The sequence below is a fragment of the Thermosynechococcus sp. B3 genome (assembly GCF_030323045.1).
Taxonomy (GTDB): domain Bacteria; phylum Cyanobacteriota; class Cyanobacteriia; order Thermosynechococcales; family Thermosynechococcaceae; genus Thermosynechococcus.
Genome location: NZ_CP097584.1, coordinates 1,874,857 through 1,894,696, shown reverse-complemented (window position 1 = coordinate 1,894,696; position 19,840 = coordinate 1,874,857). Strand labels below are relative to the sequence as shown.

Here is a 19,840-nt window from a genome sequence, read left to right as displayed (position 1 = left end):
AGCGTATGAGTACCCCACGGGTTGGCTCGTTAGCCGTTCAGTCCAGTCGTTACCTCTGCTACTACCGCAATACCAGCGAGAGCGTTCAGCAGATTTATTTGTCAAATCAGCCCACTTGGCAACAGGTGGTGTTTCCGAGGCAAGAGCTTTTTTTCTATGGCGATGCTACAGCGGATCTGATCATTTGCTCGGAGCAAGGGGTCAGGTGCTGTTCCTGTGAATTCCTGCGGGTTGAGGAAAAAGGGCGTGCTGTGCCTGAACCAAGTGAGCCAGTGTCCTCGCTGTGTCCCTACTGTGGGGTGGGCTGTGGCTTAGAAGCAGTCCCTCAAGGCAAGGGAGCCTATAAAATTCGGGGCGATCGCCAGCATCCCTCCTCCCAAGGTATGGTCTGTGTCAAGGGGGCAACTATTCTAGAAGCCCTTGATCGCGATCGCTTGGTCTACCCCCTGTGGCGGGAGTGTTTGGATCAGCCCTTTACGGTCATTTCGTGGGACGAGGCCATGACCCGCCTTGTGGAACGCATCCAATGGGTGCGCCGTGAGCGGGGCGCCGATGCCATTTGTATGTACGGTTCCGGTCAATTTCAAACCGAGGACTACTATGTGGCGCAAAAGCTGATCAAGGGCTGTTTGGGTACGAACAACTTTGATGCCAACTCGCGGCTATGTATGTCCTCGGCAGTGTCGGCCTACATGGCCAGCTTCGGTGCTGATGGCCCCCCCTGCTGCTACGACGATTTGGAGGCCACCGATTGTGCGTTCCTCATGGGTACTAATACTGCCGAATGCCATCCCATTGTCTTTAATCGTCTGCGCAACCACCACAAGCGCGATCGCCGCGTCAAGCTGATTGTGGTCGATCCGCGGCGCACCCCGACAGCGGAAGTGGCGGATCTGCACCTTGCCATCCGCCCCGGCACGGATATTGATCTGCTCCACGGCATTGGCCATTTGCTACTGCAATGGGGACAGATCGATGCTGAGTTTATAGAGGAGTGTACCCAAGGCTTTGCCGAGTATGTAAAGCTGCTGGCGGCCTACACCCCAGACTGGGTAGCGAAACGCTGTGGCATTGCTCAAAGTGATCTAGAACAGGCGGCTCGCTATTGGGGGCATGCCCAAGCGGTACTCTCCCTCTGGTCAATGGGCATTAACCAGTCTGCTGAAGGGACGGCCAAAGCTCGTTGTCTCATCAATCTCCACCTGTTGACGGGGCAAATTGGCCGCCCAGGGAGTGGTCCTTTTTCGCTGACGGGGCAACCCAACGCCATGGGGGGGCGCGAAGCCGGCGGCTTGAGCCATCTGTTGCCCGGCTATCGCCAAGTGACGAATCCACAGCATCGCCAAGAGGTAGAGGACTTTTGGGGACTGCCGCGAGGGCAAATAAGCGATCGCCCCGGTCGCACGGCATGGCAAATTGTCGAAGGTCTAGAACAGGGAGAAGTGGGTCTGCTGTGGATTGCGGCCACCAATCCTGCGGTTAGCTTTCCCCATTTAGAACGTGCTAAAGCCGCCTTTCTGCAATCCCCCTTTACGGTCTACCAAGATGCCTACTTTCCCACTGAAACAGCAGCCTATGCCCATCTGATTTTGCCGGCGGCGCAATGGAGTGAGAAAACAGGTGTGATGACCAACTCTGAACGCCGCGTCACCCTTGCCCCCGCCTTTCGATCGCCCCCCGGTCTGGCTCGCCCTGATTGGGAAATTTTTGCTGAGGTGGGGCGCCGCTTGGGATATGGGCATCTCTTCCCATTTGTCGATGCCGCTGCCGTCTATGCTGAATTTGTCCAACTCACTGCCGGTCGCCCCTGCGATCAATCGGGTCTGAGCCACGAACGCCTTGCCCATTTAGGCGCCTTGCAGTGGCCCTGTCCTGCCGGTATGGATGATGAAGAAGCCCGCAAACCCAAACGCCTCTATACTGACTGGCGATTTCACACCCCCAATCAACGGGCATATTTTTGCCTTGCTCATAGTCAAGGGGTGGCTGAACCCACCGATCACATCTATAGCTTTACCCTGACAACGGGTCGTCTCTACGGCCACTGGCACACGCAAACCCGTACCGGTCGCATTGCCAAAATTCAAAAAATGCACCCCGATCCCTTTGTGGAAATGCACCCCGACGATGCCGCAAACTTACATCTCAAAGACGGAGATTGGGTGGAGGTGCGATCGCGCCGCGGTCAAGTGTGCCTGCCGGTCATCCTCACCAAGGCCATTCGTCCGGGCACTCTCTTTGTACCCATGCACTGGGGCTTTCTCTTTGCTGATAGCGGTGAGGCAAACCAACTGACCCATCCCATTGCCTGTCCGGTCTCAAAGCAGCCAGAACTCAAAGCCTGTGCGGTGCAGGTGCTGCCCCTGAAGTTGCGGCAGACGCCCCATACCCCCACCATGCAGGAAAGCGGCACTGCCCTCAAGCAATGATAGAATCTGATTCCCTGTGGAGGGTTATGGCTATTGATGTCCCACTTCTTTGAGTTTGAGGCCGAATTCACGGCTTCGTTACGCTGTATTCCAATGATTGTTCGCTATAAACTAGATTTATGTGGGGTCAAGCTGAAGCTGCTCCACTGGCATCAACTTTCCCAAGAACAGCGACAATGGCTCGTGGTGACTCCCTGCGACACCCCCGAAGCTCAGGCAGACTATCGTCAGCAACTGCGGGATTGGGTGACCCACACCCATGGAACCCCACCGAGTGATATAGAGATTCCCCAACCCTACCCTTGGGACATCACCACTGAACTGCCAGAGACAGTGCAGCAACAACTGACCAAGGTACCTCACCACAGCTTGACGGTGGAAAAATGGTCAGCCCTGACCCCCCTCCAACGCTTTGCCCTTGTGAAGCTCAGCCAGCCCGGCCACGAGAATCGCAATTTTTGGCCAGCATTGCAGGAATTTGGTCTGGCCTAGAGGGCTAGGAGAGTTGTAGTGGCATTTTTCTGCTGAGGTAGTACAGAGTTGTACCAACGAGGGTGCCCACTAAGAAGCCTTGGGGCACACTGAGGGCGATCGCCCCCACTAAGAGGGTAATCATCCAATTTGCGGGCATGGCGGCTTGATCTTTAATAAAGCCCATGAGTACCCACGCTTCAAACAAAAGAATGACCCCCAAAATCGAGAGGGGAAAAATTTCCAGCAGCTTATCCACACTGGAGCCAAAAAAGAGACCCAAGAGAAGGTAGAGACTGCCATAGATCACCACCGCCCCACCTGTGCGGGCACCAAGGGCATAGTGTCCTGCCAAACCGCTACAGCCATGGCAGAGGGGGACGCCACCAAAGAAGGGCAGGATCAAGTTGGTGAGGCTATACGTGAGGCCAATTTGGCGAATCGAGAGGGGGCGATCGGGAAAGAGATCGTGGGCAGTTTGCTGGGTTGCAATCACTGCATTGGCGATCGATAGGGGTAACTGCGGCAGTGCCAATAGCACGAGTCCGGGAATCAAGGCCTGAGGATCTAAAGGCCGCAGGTAGGGAAGCTGCCAAGCAATGGTTAACTGCAATTCGGGCTCAGCCAGAACACGGCTAATCGCTACACCCACCCCCAGCAATACCACCAGTAACCCTGCGGGAACTCCCCGTTCCTTGGGTAAAAGGAGCAAGATCAAAAAGCCCATAACACCCAACAGATAACCAAAGAGGTCACCCGCGGGCAAGTAGGTCTTGAGGGCAACGGCGGCTAGAGACAGTCCCAGTCCCAATTGACAGCCCCGCACCACGGGCTGGGGAATCCAGCGAGCCAGTCGGGTCAGGATTCCGGTGGAGGTTAACACCAACATCATTGCTCCTACCATCAGTCCCCCGGCCCAAAGGATAGATCCAGTGAGTTTTTCCGTGATCACAATTACAGCCATTGCCTTTAGGGGCTGCATCGGCATGGGAAGGCCATAGAATACCCCCGTGAGAATTTGCGCTACGCCAAACAAAGTGAAGACGTTAGCACTATCCAACTGGGCAGCAGTGATCATGCCCACCAACAGGGGCAAGTCCGTACCCAAATCACCAAAACTGCCACTGAGTTCTTGCCAATTAAAGCGCAGTCGCTCCCGCAACACCTATATCTTCTCCAACATGTTTTGCAATTTCTGTAGGTGTTGAGCCACCCGACCACTACGGAGGAGTTCGCTGCTGAGTGCGAGTCCGGAATTGAGACTATCGGCTTTGCCCCCCTGCCACAGGTAAAATCCACTATTCCAGATCACAGAGGTGGTGAGGGGTTGCTCCTCTGCGGCTAAAACAGCAGCCATCATTTTTGTAGCGGTCGTTGTCTCCTCTGACCAAGGCACATTACTGCTGGCCATACCATACTCTTGGGGATGGAGACGCAGGCGTTGCCAAGGAGGGTCTTGATCACGGGCAAGGCCGATAATGGCGGTGCGATCGCGGGGCAAATCACAACTGCCTTCAAGACCTTTGACGGTAGTAAATTCATGAACACCGTGGAGATAGAGGGCATCGCGCATGATCCCTTCCGTCGGCGGATGAACAAACCCTGCTACGAGGTGACTGCGCCCTTGGTAAGGATTCCAGATTAATTCCAATGTGGCAATGGGGGGACGTTTACCAATTTGCTGCCGGTAGGGGACTAGCCCTTGGGCTGCTGGAAAATGACGCGGGAGATAGACAAAACCTAAACCCGTTTGCTCTAGGCAGTGGGCAATTTGCTCTAGGGTTAGGGTTGACCAGTCCACCCCCAAACATCGCCACAGCTCAATGAGGGGAATGCCTTCTTTGGTGGGTATGCGATCGCCCCCGTGTTGAAGTACTGGAATCCCAGCAGCCGCCAAAACCAATGCTGTTAAAGGACTCAGGGGAAACGTGCGATCGCGACCATCGTAGGGCTGACTGAGGATCATCACGGGGCAACTGGTCTCAACCGCTGGAATTTTCGGCCCTAGCTCGTTGTAGGTATCGAGCATACCCGCCATCTCTTCCGAGGTGGGTCGCTTAATCCGATGAGCAATCAAAAACGCCCCAATTTGGGCAGGGGTTGCCACCTGCTCCAGCATGAGTTGCAACGCCAAGGCTGCCTCGGCGCGGCTCAGGTCTTTATGGGTGTGGGCACCACTGCCGACTTTTTTGAGCAGATCACGAAAGAGAAGACTCATGGGCAGCCTGCTGGCGGATCAATGTGAGCAATTGGGCAACGGGGGGTAAGGTCAGGCGATCGTGGGTGGTAATGGCCAACACCTGACGCAGGGGCAGTGGCGTGGATAAATCACGAATCACTAGGGCAGGATCGTGGAGCGCTTCCTTGAGGGCAGAGCGCGGCAGCAAGGCAACCATCTCACTTTCGCGGATCACAGCAATAAACGCATCAGGGGTGTTGAGTTCAAGAGCGGGTTGCCAAGGTAAACCCCGACGGCTAAATTCTTCAGCCACCAAGCGGCGCATGCTATAGCCATCCTTAAATACCACATGGGGAAAGCGAGCTAGTTCTTGCCATGTCAAGGTCTCATTAACAGCGAGGGGATGTTCAGCCGCCATTAGCACTTGCACAGGCTCACTGTACAGCGGTTCAATCACCCATTCCGACTGTTTTAAGAGGTGGCGATCGCCCATGACAATCGCTAGATCTACTAAGCTATCCTGCAAGACTTTGAGGGCGCGATCGCTCCCTAGGGCAGTCACCCGCAACTGCATTTGGGGAAATGCTTGGCAAAACGTCGGTAACAGCATGGGCAAAAAGTAGCGGCAAATGGAGTGAATAGCGGCAATGCAGAGTTCCTGCTGCTGGCCATTTTGCATGGCTTTGAGTTCCGCATTGGCGGCCTGCCACTCTTGCCAGATGCGATGGGCACGGCGCAAAAACAAGTCCCCCGCCACAGTTAACTTGGCGCGATTCGAGCGGTGCACAAGTTGCATTCCCAAACTTTCTTCTAGAGCTTGAATTTGCCGACTAATTGTGGGTTGCGTCACCCCACACCGCCGCGCTGCCGCTTGAAAACTCCCCGTTTCAGCAACTGCTAAAAAAGATTGCAACTGATCAAGTCGCATAATACTTGCTGTGTTCTCCCTCTGCGTCTATTTCTATTGATGCAATTGTGGCTCTTGTGGCTCTTAATCTTATGCAACTTTCGGATAGTAAAGGGTGTTGATTGATACAGTTTCTTGAAAATGTCCTACAGCATACCCTCTTGGTTCCAGCGCTGAATTAGGTAAACTGATTGGTCATACTTGCCCTCCCATACCCATTCTGTTTCTTCTGTGCGCCTTTGAGAGGTGGGAGTTGTGGGATCCGTAGGTAGATTGCTGAGGCATAATCAAGGTAAACAGCAAACGCAAAAAGGTTACTATTGATAATTTTAATTGTTATCTATAGACTTACTAAAGCAAAAACTATGAACTTAGGGGGCTATGGTTTCGAAGGTGATGCGGACAGGACCACTGGAAGGCGGTAAAAAGTTAAGTGTTTCAAACCCAATCACTTGCCCCTGCTGATCCTTCATCAAAATCACCTCATCTTGAGGGTTACCAAACCAAACGACCAAGGTGTTACCTGTGCGGTCATAAAATACTTTTACTTCTGCCATAGTAGTTCTCCTTCTTTAATTACACTAGTTCGATAGGCTGTGATTAGAAACCCTTCTCCATTTAAGCGCTTCGCTACAGTACAGACCCAACGCTTCGCACCATCATCACGATAAAACAAGTAAACCTGAGCATCAGCTTTGCTCAGACGAATTTCATTTGGGTCGCTTAAGGTGTTTTGGACATCGGCTAGACGGTCGCCCATGACTGGATGTTTGATTGTGACAATAAACTGCCAATACTCAGCCGTTGTGCGAACGAAAAAGCCGAGCGGACTAGTCACTTCAAACAAAATTTCAGCATTAGCGATCGCATCATTTTCCATCAATTGCTGTTCCGATCGCCATACTCATTGAAAAATCCGTGCCCACACTCAAGGGTTGGCGATCGCCACCATAGACATCATCTTACGTCCTAAAACGGACTGTTATGGTGATGCTCACGACAGTACACCCAACTGGCTGGTTCATCTAGATAGTATTCCTTTTTCCAAATGGGTAGGCGGTGTTTAATTTCATCAATGATGTAGGCCGCACCAGCAAAGGCTTGTTGGCGATGAGGCGCCGTCACCCCTACCCACACAGCAATCTCGCCAAGAGTTAGCGTTCCATAGCGATGGCTGGCGATCGCCCCCAGCAAGTCAAATTTCCCAATGGCTTCTGCTAGGATCTGTTCTCCTTCTTTAAGAGCCAAGGCGGGATAGACCTCGTATTCTAGGGCAGTGACGATCTTGCCGTGGTTGTGATTGCGCACCCAACCCTCAAAGCTAACAAAGGCACCGGCCCGCAAGTTGGCAAGGGGCTGCCACAACTGAGCTGGCTCTAGGGGAGTATTGGTTAGGGAAAATTGCTTGATCACCATCGCTTAGTTAACCCCCGGCAACAGGGGGAATAAAGACGACCTTATCTCCTGCTCGTAGGGGTTGATCCAGTGTTACAAACGTATCATTAGCCGCCACCTTAACATGGGTGAGATCAAGGGTAAACCCGTACTGGGTCTTTAGCTCTTGGTATAGGTCGCCATAGGTTTGGGCGGTGGTCACTCGCTCCTCCTGTTCCCGTTGGCTTTGCTCCCGCAACTGGGCAAAGTAGCGTAGGTAAATTGTTTTAGGGGCGTCGGACATGGTGGAGGGCTTCAAGATAGTCTTCAGGGGTGTTGATATTGGCAGTAATGGTTGGCTGGGGTGGGGCAATCCGCTGGCAGGGCGATCGCTGGAGAATTTTCACAGGGCAGTAGATCCCTTCTGCATAGGCGGCCTCAAATACCGGCAGAGCTTGGGGGGTATAAATGGCACACAATGGCTCTGGGAAACCCTCTTGGGGATGGTGATAGCAGGTGGCCACCACATCTTCGCGGTAATGGTGCAACAGGGGCGCAAGGGTTTCTGTGGTCAAATAGGGCAAGTCACAGGCCACCACTAACCAGTTCACGTGGGGATAGGCACGTAAAGCTGTTAGGATGCCGGCAATGGGGCCAATCTGAGGCAGGGTATCGGCAAGTGTTGGCAAATCGGCAAGGGGAGTCCCCTGCCATTGATTGGGTTGCGCTGAGAGAAAGACTTGTTCGCAGGATTGAGCCAACAAATTGTAGAGGTACTGGGCATGGGGTTCGCCGTAGTAGTCTAGCAGGGCTTTGGCCTGACCCATGCGCTGACTCTGGCCGCCAGTGAGCACAAGGCCGTAGAGGGGATATTGGCCGAGGGTTTTCTTGCCACCACTTTTCGCCAGCAGGCGCACCTCGCGAATCACAATATGGGGGCTGAGGGCTTTGGCCATGTCGTAGATTGTGAGGGCTGCGATCGCCACCCCATGCAGGCTTTCCATTTCCACGCCGGTGCGATCGCGGGTTTTGACCTCACAGCGCAGGCGAATTCTAAGGCCACTCTCAAGTGACTCGATATCCGTCTCAAAGCGACAACTGGTAATCGGCAGCGAATGGCAAAAGGGAATGACTTCAGCGGTGCGTTTTACCGCCATTGTGCCAGCAATAATCGCCGTTTGCACCACAGGCCCTTTCGTGAGAAAGAGATCTCCCCCTTGCACATAGGCCTGAAAGACCGGTGGCAATTCAATCAGGGCTTCTGCCACCGCTCGGCGATCGCTCACGGCCTTCTCGCTAATATCCACCATCTGGGGTTGTTGGTTCTCATTGATGTGGGAGAGCATCCTCCTAGCCTCCAATCTGGTGCATCGCATGGTGAACTTCTGCTCCGCGCAAGCTGGGTTTCATGCCCAACACTTGCTCATAGGCGGCATACCGTTCCCTTTGACTTAAGCCCCGTAGGGACACCCCCGCCTCCTTAAACAGGCACGCTCGCAGGACACCATCCGCAGACAAGCGCCAACGGGAGCAGTGGCCACAAAAGGGTTGGGATTCTGAAGCGATAAAACCAATCTGCCCGCCACAGGCCGTCTCAAAGTTAAACGAAGTGGAATCCAAAGGACGTGGCACAGGTCGCAGATCATAATGCTGACGCAAGCGCTCAATCATCGTGGCAGCACTAACAAAGCGATCGCCCCCCAAGTGGCAAGCATAGCCAATGCGCATCAGCTCCAAAAAGCGCACCTCAATCCCCAACCCCTTGGCGTACTCCACCATTGGCACCAGTTCGTGATCATTGACACCCGCCATAACCACCATGTTCAGCTTCACCTGAAACCCTTGGTGAACCGCAGTGGCCACCGCCGCCTTCACCGTTTCCAAGTGGTGGCCATGACTAATGGCGGCAAAGGTTTCGGGGTCTAGGCTATCCAGACTGATATTCAAACGCCGTACCCCATATTGTTCCAAGAGGGGCAAAAAGGGCACCAAGCGAATCCCATTCGTGGTTAAGCTTAGCTCTGGTACCCCCACTGCCACCAAGGCTGCGACAATCTCAGCAAACTCGGCTCGCAGGAGCGGTTCACCCCCCGTTAGGCGCACCGACTCAATCCCCAGTGCCACCAGTTCAGCCACAATCGTGGCATACTCTGTGGGGCTTAAATAGGTCTGGGGGGGCATAAAGGCGGCATCCACGGGCATACAGTAAGTACAGCGCAAATTACAGCGATCGGTAACCGACAGGCGCAACTTGCGAATGTGTCGCCCTTGGTTATCCAGCAAACGTTGGCTAGGGATAGCTGTGGTGACAACCATCCGCCCTAACTCCACGGAAAATAGCGATAGCACTCCCCAGCAGCAAATATCCCTTGCGAGGCAGGTAGCTCCAAGAAGCCATCACTGTCAGCCAAGGCCAAAAAATCACCAGAGTTTTGCATCGGACGGGGGTGGGCAATCAGTTCAGCAGTTTTTGTGGTTTCTAGTTTAACGGGTAAAAAGTAGGTTAAGGGCTGCTCAAAAGAGAAGGGAGTGGCCAAGCGGGCATAGAGGCGTGGCATGTCCAAAATATAGCGGTGTAAACACACCAAACTGGAGACGGGGTTCCCCGGCAAGCCAAAGACTGCCGTTTGCTGCATGTGATCCACCCCAAACCAGAGGGGTTTTCCAGGGCGCTGAGCGACACCGTGGATATATTGCTGCACGCCATGATCGCGCCACAGTTGCGGTAAATAGTCAAACTTGCCCTTGGAAACGCCGCCGCAATAAATCAGGAGATCGTACGCTTGGCTCGCTTGGCAATAGTGGGTTGCCAGTTGCAGCGGATCATCGGGTAAATGGGTGATACTGACGTGGTTGTACCATTGGCGCTTGAGGGCAGCCATTAGGGCGTAGGCATTGGAGAGGCGCAGTTGATGGGGTTGAGGTACGTGGTCTGGCGGAATCAGTTCATTGCCGGTGGCAACAATTTGAGTGCGGGGGGTGCGCTGGACACAAACTTCGCTCTGCCCCACAGCGGCAAGAATGCCCCAAGCCGGACTGTGTAGAGGGGTACCTGCCGCCAGCACCTGTTGACCCGCCGGCGCATCACTGCCACAGCGGTGGACAAATTGATAGGGCGACCACAGTTGGGCGTGGCGGATATGGGCAATGCCGTCACGAATTTCCAGAGCCTCGTAGGGAATGACCAGATCGCAGCCCTGGGGCAACGCGGCACCAGTCATCACTTCCAAGCAGGCCTGTGGATCCGTCAACGTGGGGGGTACCTCACCAGCAGGGACAACCCCCAGAATCGGGAAGGCACGCTGACCAGATCCATAGGCGGCCCACCGCAGGGCAATACCATCCATCATGATGCGGTCAATGGGTGGGTAGGGGCGATCGCTAGTAATGGCTCCCGCTAGTCGGCTGTACTGAGGCTCAGTCAAAGAGATGGTCTCTGTGCCCCAATCGGGCAAATGCTGCTGAATCAGGTCAACGGCTGTTTCGACGGAAATCATTTTCTAGACAGGATTAACTGCGAAATAGACGGCAGTAGAGCGTTTTGTGCTGCATACTGGCGAGGGCTAAGCCCAAGGTACAGCTTTCTAAATCATTGTCAGTCACATTTAAGCTCTGCTGCACGGTTTGCTGAATCTGGGGTTGAAGTTGGCGCAGAAGCACTTGACCCGCCGTCTGACCAAGGGGAATCAGTTTCACCGCTGCATTGATCAGAGTAGTGACCCAACTATGGAAATAGGCTAGAAGTGCGGTTTCTAGGGGAATGTCGGCAAGGGCAGCGGCAATGCAAAAGGCAACACTGACATTCCAAGGGTAGGGCTGACCAGTCTGAAGTTCTGGCGGTAGGCGATCGAGGGCAGCGACGAGGTTGATCAATGCTGTTCCCATTTGCCAATTTTGGGCACGCAGTTCGGCGCTTTCGCGGGCAGCCGAGAGCCACGCATTCCACTGGTGAACGGCGTCAAAATCACCCTTGGCGATCGCCCCATAGACCCGCCCCATCACTGCTGTTGCCAAGTGAGCACTGCCAAAAGTCAGTTCAAAGGTGAGCCAGTCCTGTACGGCGGCTGCTGAGGTGATCTTGTCTTGGGCAATCAGGGTCTCCAAGCCCTCGGAGTAGTTAAAGCCGCCAATGGGCAAAGCGGGACTCACCCGCTGCAACAAGGTTAACAGCGCTGACTCAGTGAGCATGGTACGCACCGCGTTCGGGACAAAAGGGCGCGACTTCAAACGTTACTATTAAGCCCCGCTGTTCCAGCATGGTTTGCAACACGGAATCTGCCCTCAAGCGGAGATAATCGGTGTGAATTTCCAAGGGGACGTGGCGATTCCCAAGGTGGTAGGCGGCCTGTAGAAGGTCAAGGGGAGTGGTAGCCATCACCTTTAGCGTGGGTTCGGGTTTGGCGTGAACCGTGACGACTACTGTGCCGTCCTCGTCCTGAAGGCGATCGCCCGGCTGTAACGTAATCCCGCGCGGCAACTTCAGATAGAGAGATTCCCCCTCATCACTGTGGCAATGGAGACGACTGCGACAGCGTTCCTCTGCGGTCAATAAGAGGTGCAACTGACGGGCATTTTCCAATGTTGTAGGGCAAAGTTGCGTCAGCGTGAACATCAAACCAGCGTCAACTCGACAATTTTATCAAAGCGGAATGTTTTCACCAGTTGTTGAAGGCCTGCAATCAAGGCGGCTTCTTCGGGTGGGATTTCAGCAATCAGTTCGCGAATGCGCTTGGCATTGAGCTTTTTGGCCGCTTCTTGGAGTTCAGCAATCCAAGGGCGGGGCATCACCATTAGGGCGGCTGGATCCAGCACCTGAGGACGGGGAGCGCTTGCGGGGGGCAGAGCATCCTCGTAGGCATACTCTAGATTTAACTGGGCGGCGAGTCGTTCAAAAATCGTTTGCGGACGGAAGGGCTTGGCAATGTAGTCATCACAACCGAGAGTCAGCAGTTCCTGTTTGTCCTGCTCAAAGCTACTGGCGGTCACCGCAAGAATTTTCGGGGCGCAGACGGCTTCGCCGCGCCGCAGGCGATCGCCCACTTCTTTCTTGATCTGTCGCGTTGCCGTTTTACCATCCATCACGGGCATGCGAATATCCATGAGAATGGCATGGGGCTGCCATTCTCGCCAGATCTCCACCGCCTCTTGACCATTGCCAGCTTCTCGACACTGAAAGCCGACAGGTTCTAGGAGCTGGGTCAATAATTGCCGATTTTCGGGCAGATCATCCACCACCAGAATGCGCACTGCTGAGGTGGGCGATCGCAGGCCAACAACGGTTTGTGCCCTTTCCTCCTCTAGTGCTTGGGGATCGCCAAGGCCAATGTTGATCTCAAAGTAAAAGTGACTTCCCTGCCCCTTGGTGCTGCGCACCTGAATATCACCCCCCATCAATTGCACAAACTGGCGACTAATGGCCAACCCCAGCCCAGTGCCTTCACTGACTTTTTTACTGCTATCGGTTTGGACAAAGGGCTGGAAGAGCATTTTCAACTCTGCCGGGGTCATGCCAATGCCTGTATCACTAACTTCAAAGGCGAGTCGCGGGGGTTCTTGGGCTTTATAGCTGACCTTGAGGGAGACGCCCCCCTCTTTGGTGAATTTAATGCCATTGCCCAAGAGGTTGACCAGCACTTGGCGCAGCTTCATTTCATCAGTGGTTACCGCCACCGGCAGATTGGCGGGCAAATCAAAGACCAGACGCAACCCTTTAGCTTCAGCTCGCACCTTGAGCATTTCTTCGAGGGTTTGCAGCATCCGCCGCAGATCAAAGGTGGTTTCCTGAAGCGTGATACGCCCAGCTTCAATTTTGGCCATATCCAGCACATCGTTAATCAAACCCAAAAGGTGTTCACCACTGCGGTTGATCTTTTCAAGGGTTTGCCGATGCTGCGGTGCAAGGGTGCGATCGCTGAGCAAAATTTGACTAAAGCCCAAAATGGCATTGAGGGGGGTGCGCAGTTCATGGCTCATATTGGCAAGGAAAATACTCTTGGCTTTGTTAGCAGCTTCTGCAGCTTCCTTGGCCTTGAGCAACTCTCGCTCCGCTTGATGACGTTGATGGGCTGCAAGGGCGATTGTGACAATATCCGCCACATTGGAGACAAAACTGCGTTCCTCCACCAGCCAAACCCGATGCTCGCCAATACTCTCAACACAGATCACCCCCAATAATTGACCATTGAAGATGATCGGCGCATCAATCCGAGAATACACCCTTTGCATCTTGGCATACTCCCGCAGTTCATGGGTGCGCGGATCCGTGAGTAAATCATTGACCACAAGGGGTTCACCGGTGCGCAGCAGCTTCAAGTACTCTGGATAGGGGGGCTGGGTGAGGTAGGTGGATTGAGTAGGGTTGTTGGCAGCAGGGTCGTACTGGACAACACATTTTAGGCGATCGCCCTGGAGTTCCCACGCTGAAGCCCGCTGGACGCGCAGTGTTGTCGCGGTTACTTGGATAATCTCCTGCAACGCCATACGGAAGTGTCCCTGTTGTACATGGGGAGATTGGCTCAGCTGCACCAGAGCCACATTGTGGTCATGAAGTACCCGTTCTTTTTCGGTCAGTTGTTGATTGGCCGCCTCAAGGGCAGCCGTCCGGTGAGTCACTTCTTCTTCGAGGCGTTGATTAAAGCGGTGGAGTTCACTAAAACTTTCCTGTAACTGCCCTGCCATATCCACAAAGGTGCGACCGAGGTTGCCCAACTCATCCTGAGTTGCGGTGTCCACCTCAGCGGCAATGTCTAGATCACCCACTGCAATTTTGTGGGCTGCAGCATTCAGCCGCTTCAGGGGGCGGACGATGTAGCCTGTCACTCCCCAAGTCAGCAAACTAATCAAGCCAAAGGACATCCCCAAAATCCACAGACCCGCCCACGTTTCTTCATGAATAAAGTCAAGCAGTGTGTCTTCATTGATACGAATGGCCAGACTCCAGCGTGCCTCGGGAATCGGCGCATAAAAGACCCACTGGCGCTCTTGGGAAAGCCAATCAGTGACCCATTGCTGTCCCCTTTGACCCGCCACCATTGCTCTGCCTAGGGCGGCAAGATCGCCGTGGTTGTTTTCCTTGGCAATGTAAAAAATAGATTGACCAATGAACTGGACATCGTTATGAAAGATAATCCGTCCCTTGCGATCCAAGACAAAGAACTGGCCTTCTTGGAGGGCTTGAATGTTCATGGTCTGCTGCAGGCTTTCTAGAGCGACATCCACCGTGGCGACGCCCTGAATTTGACCTTGGCGGCGAAAGGGCACCGAATAGGTCACCATCCAACTATCCCCCGCCCCCCGATCAAAATAGGGATCACTCCAGCGGGGCTGACCGCTTTGAATTGGCTCTGTGTACCAGTTCCATTGGGGTTGGGTGTAGTCGTAAATTGTTCCCGTATCCTTTTGCCGCCATGTGCCCTCCTGCCGATAAATATAGGGGCAAAAGAGGCGCTTGCGGGGAGAAAAGCTATAGGGAGTAAAGGCAATCGCCGATCCATAGACCAAGGGATTGACAGTGACATTGCGGCGCAAAAATGCATACAGCTGCTGTTCATCGACCTTGGGGAAGGTTTCTAGGGCATAGGCAGTGGTGGTTGCCAGTTGCGCCACCTGCGCCAGTGAGTCGTTAAATTGATCGGCGTAGAGGGACACCAGCGTTCCCTGCCACTTTTCATAATCGGCAGTACTGCGGCCAATCAGGCGCGCCCGAATGTAGAGGAAAAGGCCGGTGTAGATGACAACAATCGGCAGGAGCGTCCCCAGCAAGAGCTTATGGCGAAAGGATAGCTTGCTGAGCATGGCGATCGCCCTCCGTAGGCCTTCCCCTCAATTTTAGGCTGCCTAAAAAGACCAATCCTCTAGGAAAGGGGACTGAGCACTTTGCTGTCGCTGTCAGTGGCCACTTCACCCACCACTTCCGGGGTATTGGCTTCCGAAGGCGGCACCACCTGCCAGAAGAGGGGTAAATAGTGCTCCCACTGCTCCAGAATCATTGCGGCCTTGGCACTCCCCGTGCGCTCGTGGTGGGCAGTAATCAGTTGTTTGAGTTGGGCGGCACCAATGGCAGAGGTGACCCGCTGGAGTTTGACAATTTCGGGGTTGACCTTGGCGGGGAAGTTGCCGGCTTCATCCAAGATGTAGGCCAAGCCACCGGTCATACCGGCACCCACATTGCGACCCGTAGTTCCCAAGACCACGACCACCCCACCGGTCATGTATTCGCAGCAGTGATCCCCTGTGCCCTCGACAACGGCAGAGGCTTTGGAGTTGCGAACAGCAAATCGCTCACCGGCACGGCCATTGGCAAAGAGGAATCCACCCGTGGCGCCATAGAGACAGGTATTGCCAATAATCACGTTGTCCGCAGCCGCGTAGGGGGCATTGGCCGGGGGCTTGATAATGATTTCACCGCCGTGCATGCCTTTGCCGACATAGTCATTGGCTTCGCCTGTCAGATTGAGGATCATCCCCGGCAGGTTGAAGGCGCCAAAGCTCTGACCCGCACTGCCGCGGAAGTGGAGGGTAATCTGACCTTCAAAACCTGTGTTGCCATACTTTTTGGCAATGGCACCGGCAATGCGTGCCCCGACAGTGCGATCGGTGTTGACAATGGGCAGCTCTAATTCAACGGTTTGCTGCTTCTCAATGGCGGCTTGCACCTCTGGGCGTGCCAAAATTTCATCATCGAGAACGGCACCGTTACTGTGCACTGTTTCGTGCTGCAACCACTGGCGATCGCTACGGGTGTCGGGCAGCTTCGTCAAACAGTCTAGATTCAGGGGTGCAGTTTTCGTCAGGGTGACATCTTGACGAGGCACCAGCAGATCAGCGCGACCAATGATCTCATTGAGGGTGCGGTAGCCCAGTTTAGCCAGAATGGAGCGCACCTCTTCGGCAATAAAGAGGAAGAAGTTCACCACATGCTCAGGGATGCCGGGGAAACGCTTACGCAGTTCCTCTTTTTGGGTGGCCACGCCCACGGGACAGTTATTGGTGTGGCAAATCCGCGCCATGATACAGCCCTCGGCAATCATTGCCACCGAGCCAAAGCCAAATTCCTCGGCACCCATCAGGGCCCCCATAACCACATCCCAGCCACACTTGAGGCCACCATCCACCCGCAGAATCACGCGATCGCGCAGTTGATTTTCCAAAAGAACGCGGTGCACCTCCGTCAGCCCCAATTCCCACGGACTGCCGGCATGCTTAATCGAACTCAGGGGCGAAGCACCGGTGCCACCATCGTGACCGGAAATTTGAATCACGTCGGCGTTGGCTTTTGCCACCCCAGCAGCAATCGTACCAATACCAATTTCGGCCACTAGTTTCACGGAGACTTGCGCTTGAGGATTGATCTGGTGCAGGTCAAAAATCAGTTGCGCCAAATCCTCAATGGAGTAAATGTCGTGGTGGGGCGGCGGCGAAATTAAGGACACGCCCGGCTTCGATCGCCGCAGCATAGCAATGTAGGGGCTGACTTTCGTGCCTGGCAGTTGACCGCCTTCCCCCGGTTTCGCGCCCTGGGCAATCTTGATTTCAATTTGCTGGGCATTGATTAAGTACTCAGGAGTAACACCAAAGCGGCCGGAGGCCACCTGTTTAATCGCTGAGCTGGCGGTGTCGCCGTTGCGCAAGCCCCGCAGATGGGGAAATTGGGGCGAGTGCCCCTCAGCATCCACATCCGTCAGTACTTGGAAGCGAATCGGATCTTCGCCCCCCTCGCCAGAGTTGGATTTGGCACCAAGGCGGTTCATGGCGATCGCCAGCACCTCATGGGCTTCCCGCGAGAGGGCACCCAAGGACATGCCACCAGTGCAGAAGCGCTTGACAATTTCACTGGCGGGTTCAACCTCTTCGAGGGGAATACTGGGACGATCGCTCTGGAAGTCCAGCAGATCCCGCAAGGCTGTGGGGACCCGCTGCCGCAATTGGCGGCGATAGACCTCGTAGTGGTCATAACTGTTGCGGCTCACCGCCCTGTGGAGGGCCTTGGCCATCTCCGGATTATTCATATGGTACTCGCCCCCCGGACGGAACTGGATAAAGCCAAAGTTTTCCAGTTTTTTGGTTGTGAGTTCGGGGAAGGCCTTCTGGTGAAAAGCAATGGTTTCTTGAGCCAGATCCCGTAGCGTCAGGCCGCCCACGCGGGAAGTAGTACCAATAAAGGCCTTGTTGAGCAGGTCATCGCCAATGCCAATGGCCTCAAAAATTTGGGCACCGCGATAGCTAGCAATCAGAGAAATCCCCATTTTGGAGAGGATTTTCAGGAGCCCCTCTTCTACGGCTTTGCGGTAGTTGGCCTGCACCTGTTGCAGCGTCAGTTGGGGCAGCTTGCCCTTGGCCATCAGGCTTTGGGTGCGATCGCTATGCCACCACTGGCGAATCGTTTCCCAAGTCAGGTAGGGACACACTGCCCCCGCGCCATAGCCAATCAGGCAGGCAAAGTGATGGGTACTCCAGCATTGGGCTGTTTCCACGACAAGGGAGACGCGACGGCGAATGCCTTGGGCAATCAAATGGTGGTGCACTGCCCCCACCGCCAATAGGGGTGGGATATAGGACGTGTCGGCATCCAAAAGATGGGGTTCGCCAGCAAGGTTGTGGCGATCGCTGAGCACAAGAATTTCGGCGCCTCCTTTGACGGCGGCAGCAGCCTGTTCACAGAGCCGATTCACAGCGGCCTCAAGCCCCGCAGGCCCTTGGGCGATCGCAAACTGCGTTGAAAGGCGAGTCGTACCAAAGGGTGCTCTGAGAATCTCCTCTAGTTCCGCTTCGTTGATGAGGGGGGAACTGAGTTGCAGCAGGCGGGCATCTGCTGGGCTTTCGCTGAGCAAGTTCCCCCGCTTGCCAAGGCGAGTCACCAGCGACATGACCAGTTTTTCCCGCAGGGGATCAATGGCGGGATTGGTGACTTGAGCAAAGCGCTGCTTGAAGTAGTCGTAGAGTAGGTGGGGTTGTTGCGACAGCACCGCCAAGGGAATGTCATCCCCCATGCAGAAGGTGGGTTCCTTGCCATCCTTGGCCATGGCCTCAATGATCATTTCCACATCTTCGGCGCTGAAGCCAAAGGCCATTTGCTGTTGTAGGCAGGTTTGGCTTTCGAGGGTGGGGGTTTCGCCATAGGGTTGAGGGGCAAGTTCTTGGCGATAGGTTTTCAGCCATTCGCCGTAGGGTTGCTGCTGTGCCACCCGCTGTTTGATTTCCCAGTTGGTGAGGAGTTCTTGGTGTTCCAAGTCAACGGCAATCATCTGCCCGGGGCCAAGGCGGCCCTTTTCAATCACCGTTGCTTCATCAATTTGAATGCTACCCGCCTCAGAAGAGACAATCACAAGATCATCATTGGTGAGGGTGTAGCGGGCGGGGCGTAGGCCATTGCGATCGAGAGTGGCGCCAACAATTTTGCCATCGGCAAAGGCGACCAATGCAGGACCATCCCAAGCCTCTTGAAGGCCACTGTAGTATTCGTAAAAGTCCACCACCTCGGGGTGATCCGCCAAATCGGGCTGGTTTTGATAGGCCTCGGGAATCAGCATCATCATTGCCTGCAGGGGCTGCCGTCCCGATTGCACCAGCAATTCCAGCACATTGTCGAGGTTGGCGGAGTCGCTATTTTCGGCATTGACAATGGGCATGAGATCCGCAAAGGCTTCGCCCCAATAGGGATGGCTCAGTTGGGCGGCTCGTGCCCGCATCCAGTTGATATTTCCCAAGAGGGTATTGATTTCGCCGTTGTGTCCCAGCATCCGCATCGGTTGCGCCAAGGGCCACTTAGGCATGGTGTTGGTGCTAAAGCGGCGGTGATAGAGGGCAAAGGGGGTGATGTAGTTGGGGTTGCGCAGATCGTCATAAAACTGAGCCAGCACCACCGATCGCACCATGCCCTTATAGACAATCGTGCGGGTCGAGAAGGAACAAATATAAAAATCCTGTCGCCAGTCCGCTTTCGTTTGGGCGATCGCCCGCTCAATGCGCTTGCGGGTCAAATAGAGCTGCCGCTCCAGTTTATCGCCACTGGCTTTGCTCGAAGCCACAAAAAGCTGCTCAATCTGGGGCTGATTTTGTTTGGCCTGCACCCCCAACACACTGGGGTTTACGGGCACCGGTCGCCAGCCCAATAGGCGCAGTTCATTTTCACTGAGAACTTTTTCCACAATGGATTTGGCCGCTGCTGTTGCCGCCCCCTGAGGCAAAAAGATCATCGCCACCCCAATCCGCTGGCGGGGAATGCCAAACTCCGGCAACAACTCCCACGGAATCGCCGTCATGATGCCAGCCCCATCCCCAGAGTCGCGATCAGCACTACAGCCCCCCCGGTGTTCAAGGCAGGTCAATCCCTCAAGGGCTTGGGTCAAGATGCGATGACTAGCTACCCCCTTGCGATGGGCAACAAAACCCACACCACAGGCATCTCGCTCGGCCACAAGCCAAGGCTGTCCATGGTAACCAACTTGATGCACGGGAGAAGAAAAGGTGGATTGTTGCATG

At 54.6% G+C, this 19,840-nt stretch carries 16 protein-coding genes; 2 read left to right on the top strand and 14 right to left on the bottom strand.

Annotation, left to right across the window (positions count from 1 at the left end; genetic code table 11):
- The first annotated feature begins 5 nt into the window (after positions 1-5).
- Together M0646_RS09385 and M0646_RS09380 are read left to right on the top strand one after the other, a co-directional pair.
- Positions 6-2,429 carry a molybdopterin oxidoreductase family protein gene (locus M0646_RS09385; RefSeq protein WP_286649576.1) on the top strand — a complete coding sequence of 808 codons (2,424 nt, stop codon included), beginning with the start codon at positions 6-8 and terminating at the stop codon, positions 2,427-2,429.
- 36 nt (positions 2,430-2,465) lie between these two features.
- Positions 2,466-2,921 carry a nitrate reductase associated protein gene (locus tag M0646_RS09380; protein ID WP_286649575.1) on the top strand — a complete coding sequence of 152 codons (456 nt, stop codon included), beginning with the start codon at positions 2,466-2,468 and terminating at the stop codon, positions 2,919-2,921.
- 4 nt (positions 2,922-2,925) lie between these two features.
- Here the strand turns inward: M0646_RS09380 and M0646_RS09375 are convergent, their stop codons facing one another.
- The 14 genes from M0646_RS09375 to M0646_RS09310 form a co-directional block, all read right to left on the bottom strand.
- Positions 2,926-4,065, bottom strand: a complete 1,140-nt coding sequence (locus M0646_RS09375; RefSeq protein WP_286649574.1) for a putative sulfate/molybdate transporter — start codon at positions 4,063-4,065, stop codon at positions 2,926-2,928.
- Positions 4,066-5,118 (bottom strand): anthranilate phosphoribosyltransferase family protein, encoded by a 1,053-nt coding sequence (locus tag M0646_RS09370; protein WP_286649573.1) that lies wholly within the window; start codon positions 5,116-5,118, stop codon positions 4,066-4,068.
- Positions 5,099-6,007: a LysR family transcriptional regulator gene (locus M0646_RS09365; RefSeq protein WP_286649572.1), complete on the bottom strand. Its 909-nt coding sequence runs from the start codon at positions 6,005-6,007 to the stop codon at positions 5,099-5,101. Before M0646_RS09365 ends, M0646_RS09370 begins: the two co-directional genes overlap by 20 nt.
- A gap of 350 nt (positions 6,008-6,357) precedes the next feature.
- Positions 6,358-6,543 (bottom strand): DUF2283 domain-containing protein, encoded by a 186-nt coding sequence (locus M0646_RS09360; RefSeq protein WP_149820239.1) that lies wholly within the window; start codon positions 6,541-6,543, stop codon positions 6,358-6,360.
- Positions 6,531-6,866 carry a DUF4258 domain-containing protein gene (locus tag M0646_RS09355; protein ID WP_286649571.1) on the bottom strand — a complete coding sequence of 112 codons (336 nt, stop codon included), beginning with the start codon at positions 6,864-6,866 and terminating at the stop codon, positions 6,531-6,533. Before M0646_RS09355 ends, M0646_RS09360 begins: the two co-directional genes overlap by 13 nt.
- Positions 6,867-6,955: 89 nt before the next feature.
- On the bottom strand, positions 6,956-7,402 hold the full coding sequence (locus tag M0646_RS09350; RefSeq protein WP_286625473.1) for a molybdenum cofactor biosynthesis protein MoaE: 447 nt from the start codon (positions 7,400-7,402) through the stop codon (positions 6,956-6,958).
- A gap of 7 nt (positions 7,403-7,409) precedes the next feature.
- Positions 7,410-7,664 carry a MoaD/ThiS family protein gene (locus M0646_RS09345; protein WP_149820235.1) on the bottom strand — a complete coding sequence of 85 codons (255 nt, stop codon included), beginning with the start codon at positions 7,662-7,664 and terminating at the stop codon, positions 7,410-7,412.
- On the bottom strand, positions 7,648-8,706 hold the full coding sequence (gene moaC / locus M0646_RS09340) for a cyclic pyranopterin monophosphate synthase MoaC (RefSeq protein ID WP_286625471.1): 1,059 nt from the start codon (positions 8,704-8,706) through the stop codon (positions 7,648-7,650). Before moaC ends, M0646_RS09345 begins: the two co-directional genes overlap by 17 nt.
- Before the next feature lie 4 nt (positions 8,707-8,710).
- Complete coding sequence (gene moaA, locus M0646_RS09335) at positions 8,711-9,676, bottom strand: GTP 3',8-cyclase MoaA (protein WP_190278050.1); 966 nt, start codon at positions 9,674-9,676, stop codon at positions 8,711-8,713.
- A 5-nt stretch (positions 9,677-9,681) separates the two neighbouring features.
- A complete protein-coding gene (locus tag M0646_RS09330) occupies positions 9,682-10,857 on the bottom strand; it encodes a molybdopterin molybdotransferase MoeA (protein WP_286625468.1) in 1,176 nt (391 codons plus the stop codon).
- Positions 10,858-10,870: 13 nt separating this feature from the next.
- Positions 10,871-11,548: an urease accessory protein UreF gene (locus M0646_RS09325; protein ID WP_149820227.1), complete on the bottom strand. Its 678-nt coding sequence runs from the start codon at positions 11,546-11,548 to the stop codon at positions 10,871-10,873.
- Entirely contained in the window at positions 11,538-11,972 is a 435-nt protein-coding gene (gene ureE / locus M0646_RS09320) for an urease accessory protein UreE (protein WP_149820225.1), read from the bottom strand. The genes M0646_RS09325 and ureE overlap by 11 nt, the downstream gene beginning before the upstream one ends.
- On the bottom strand, positions 11,972-15,154 hold the full coding sequence (locus M0646_RS09315; protein WP_286625466.1) for an ATP-binding protein: 3,183 nt from the start codon (positions 15,152-15,154) through the stop codon (positions 11,972-11,974). The genes ureE and M0646_RS09315 overlap by 1 nt, the downstream gene beginning before the upstream one ends.
- A gap of 59 nt (positions 15,155-15,213) precedes the next feature.
- On the bottom strand, positions 15,214-19,839 hold the full coding sequence (locus tag M0646_RS09310) for a glutamate synthase-related protein (RefSeq protein WP_286649570.1): 4,626 nt from the start codon (positions 19,837-19,839) through the stop codon (positions 15,214-15,216).
- Position 19,840 lies beyond the last annotated feature (1 nt).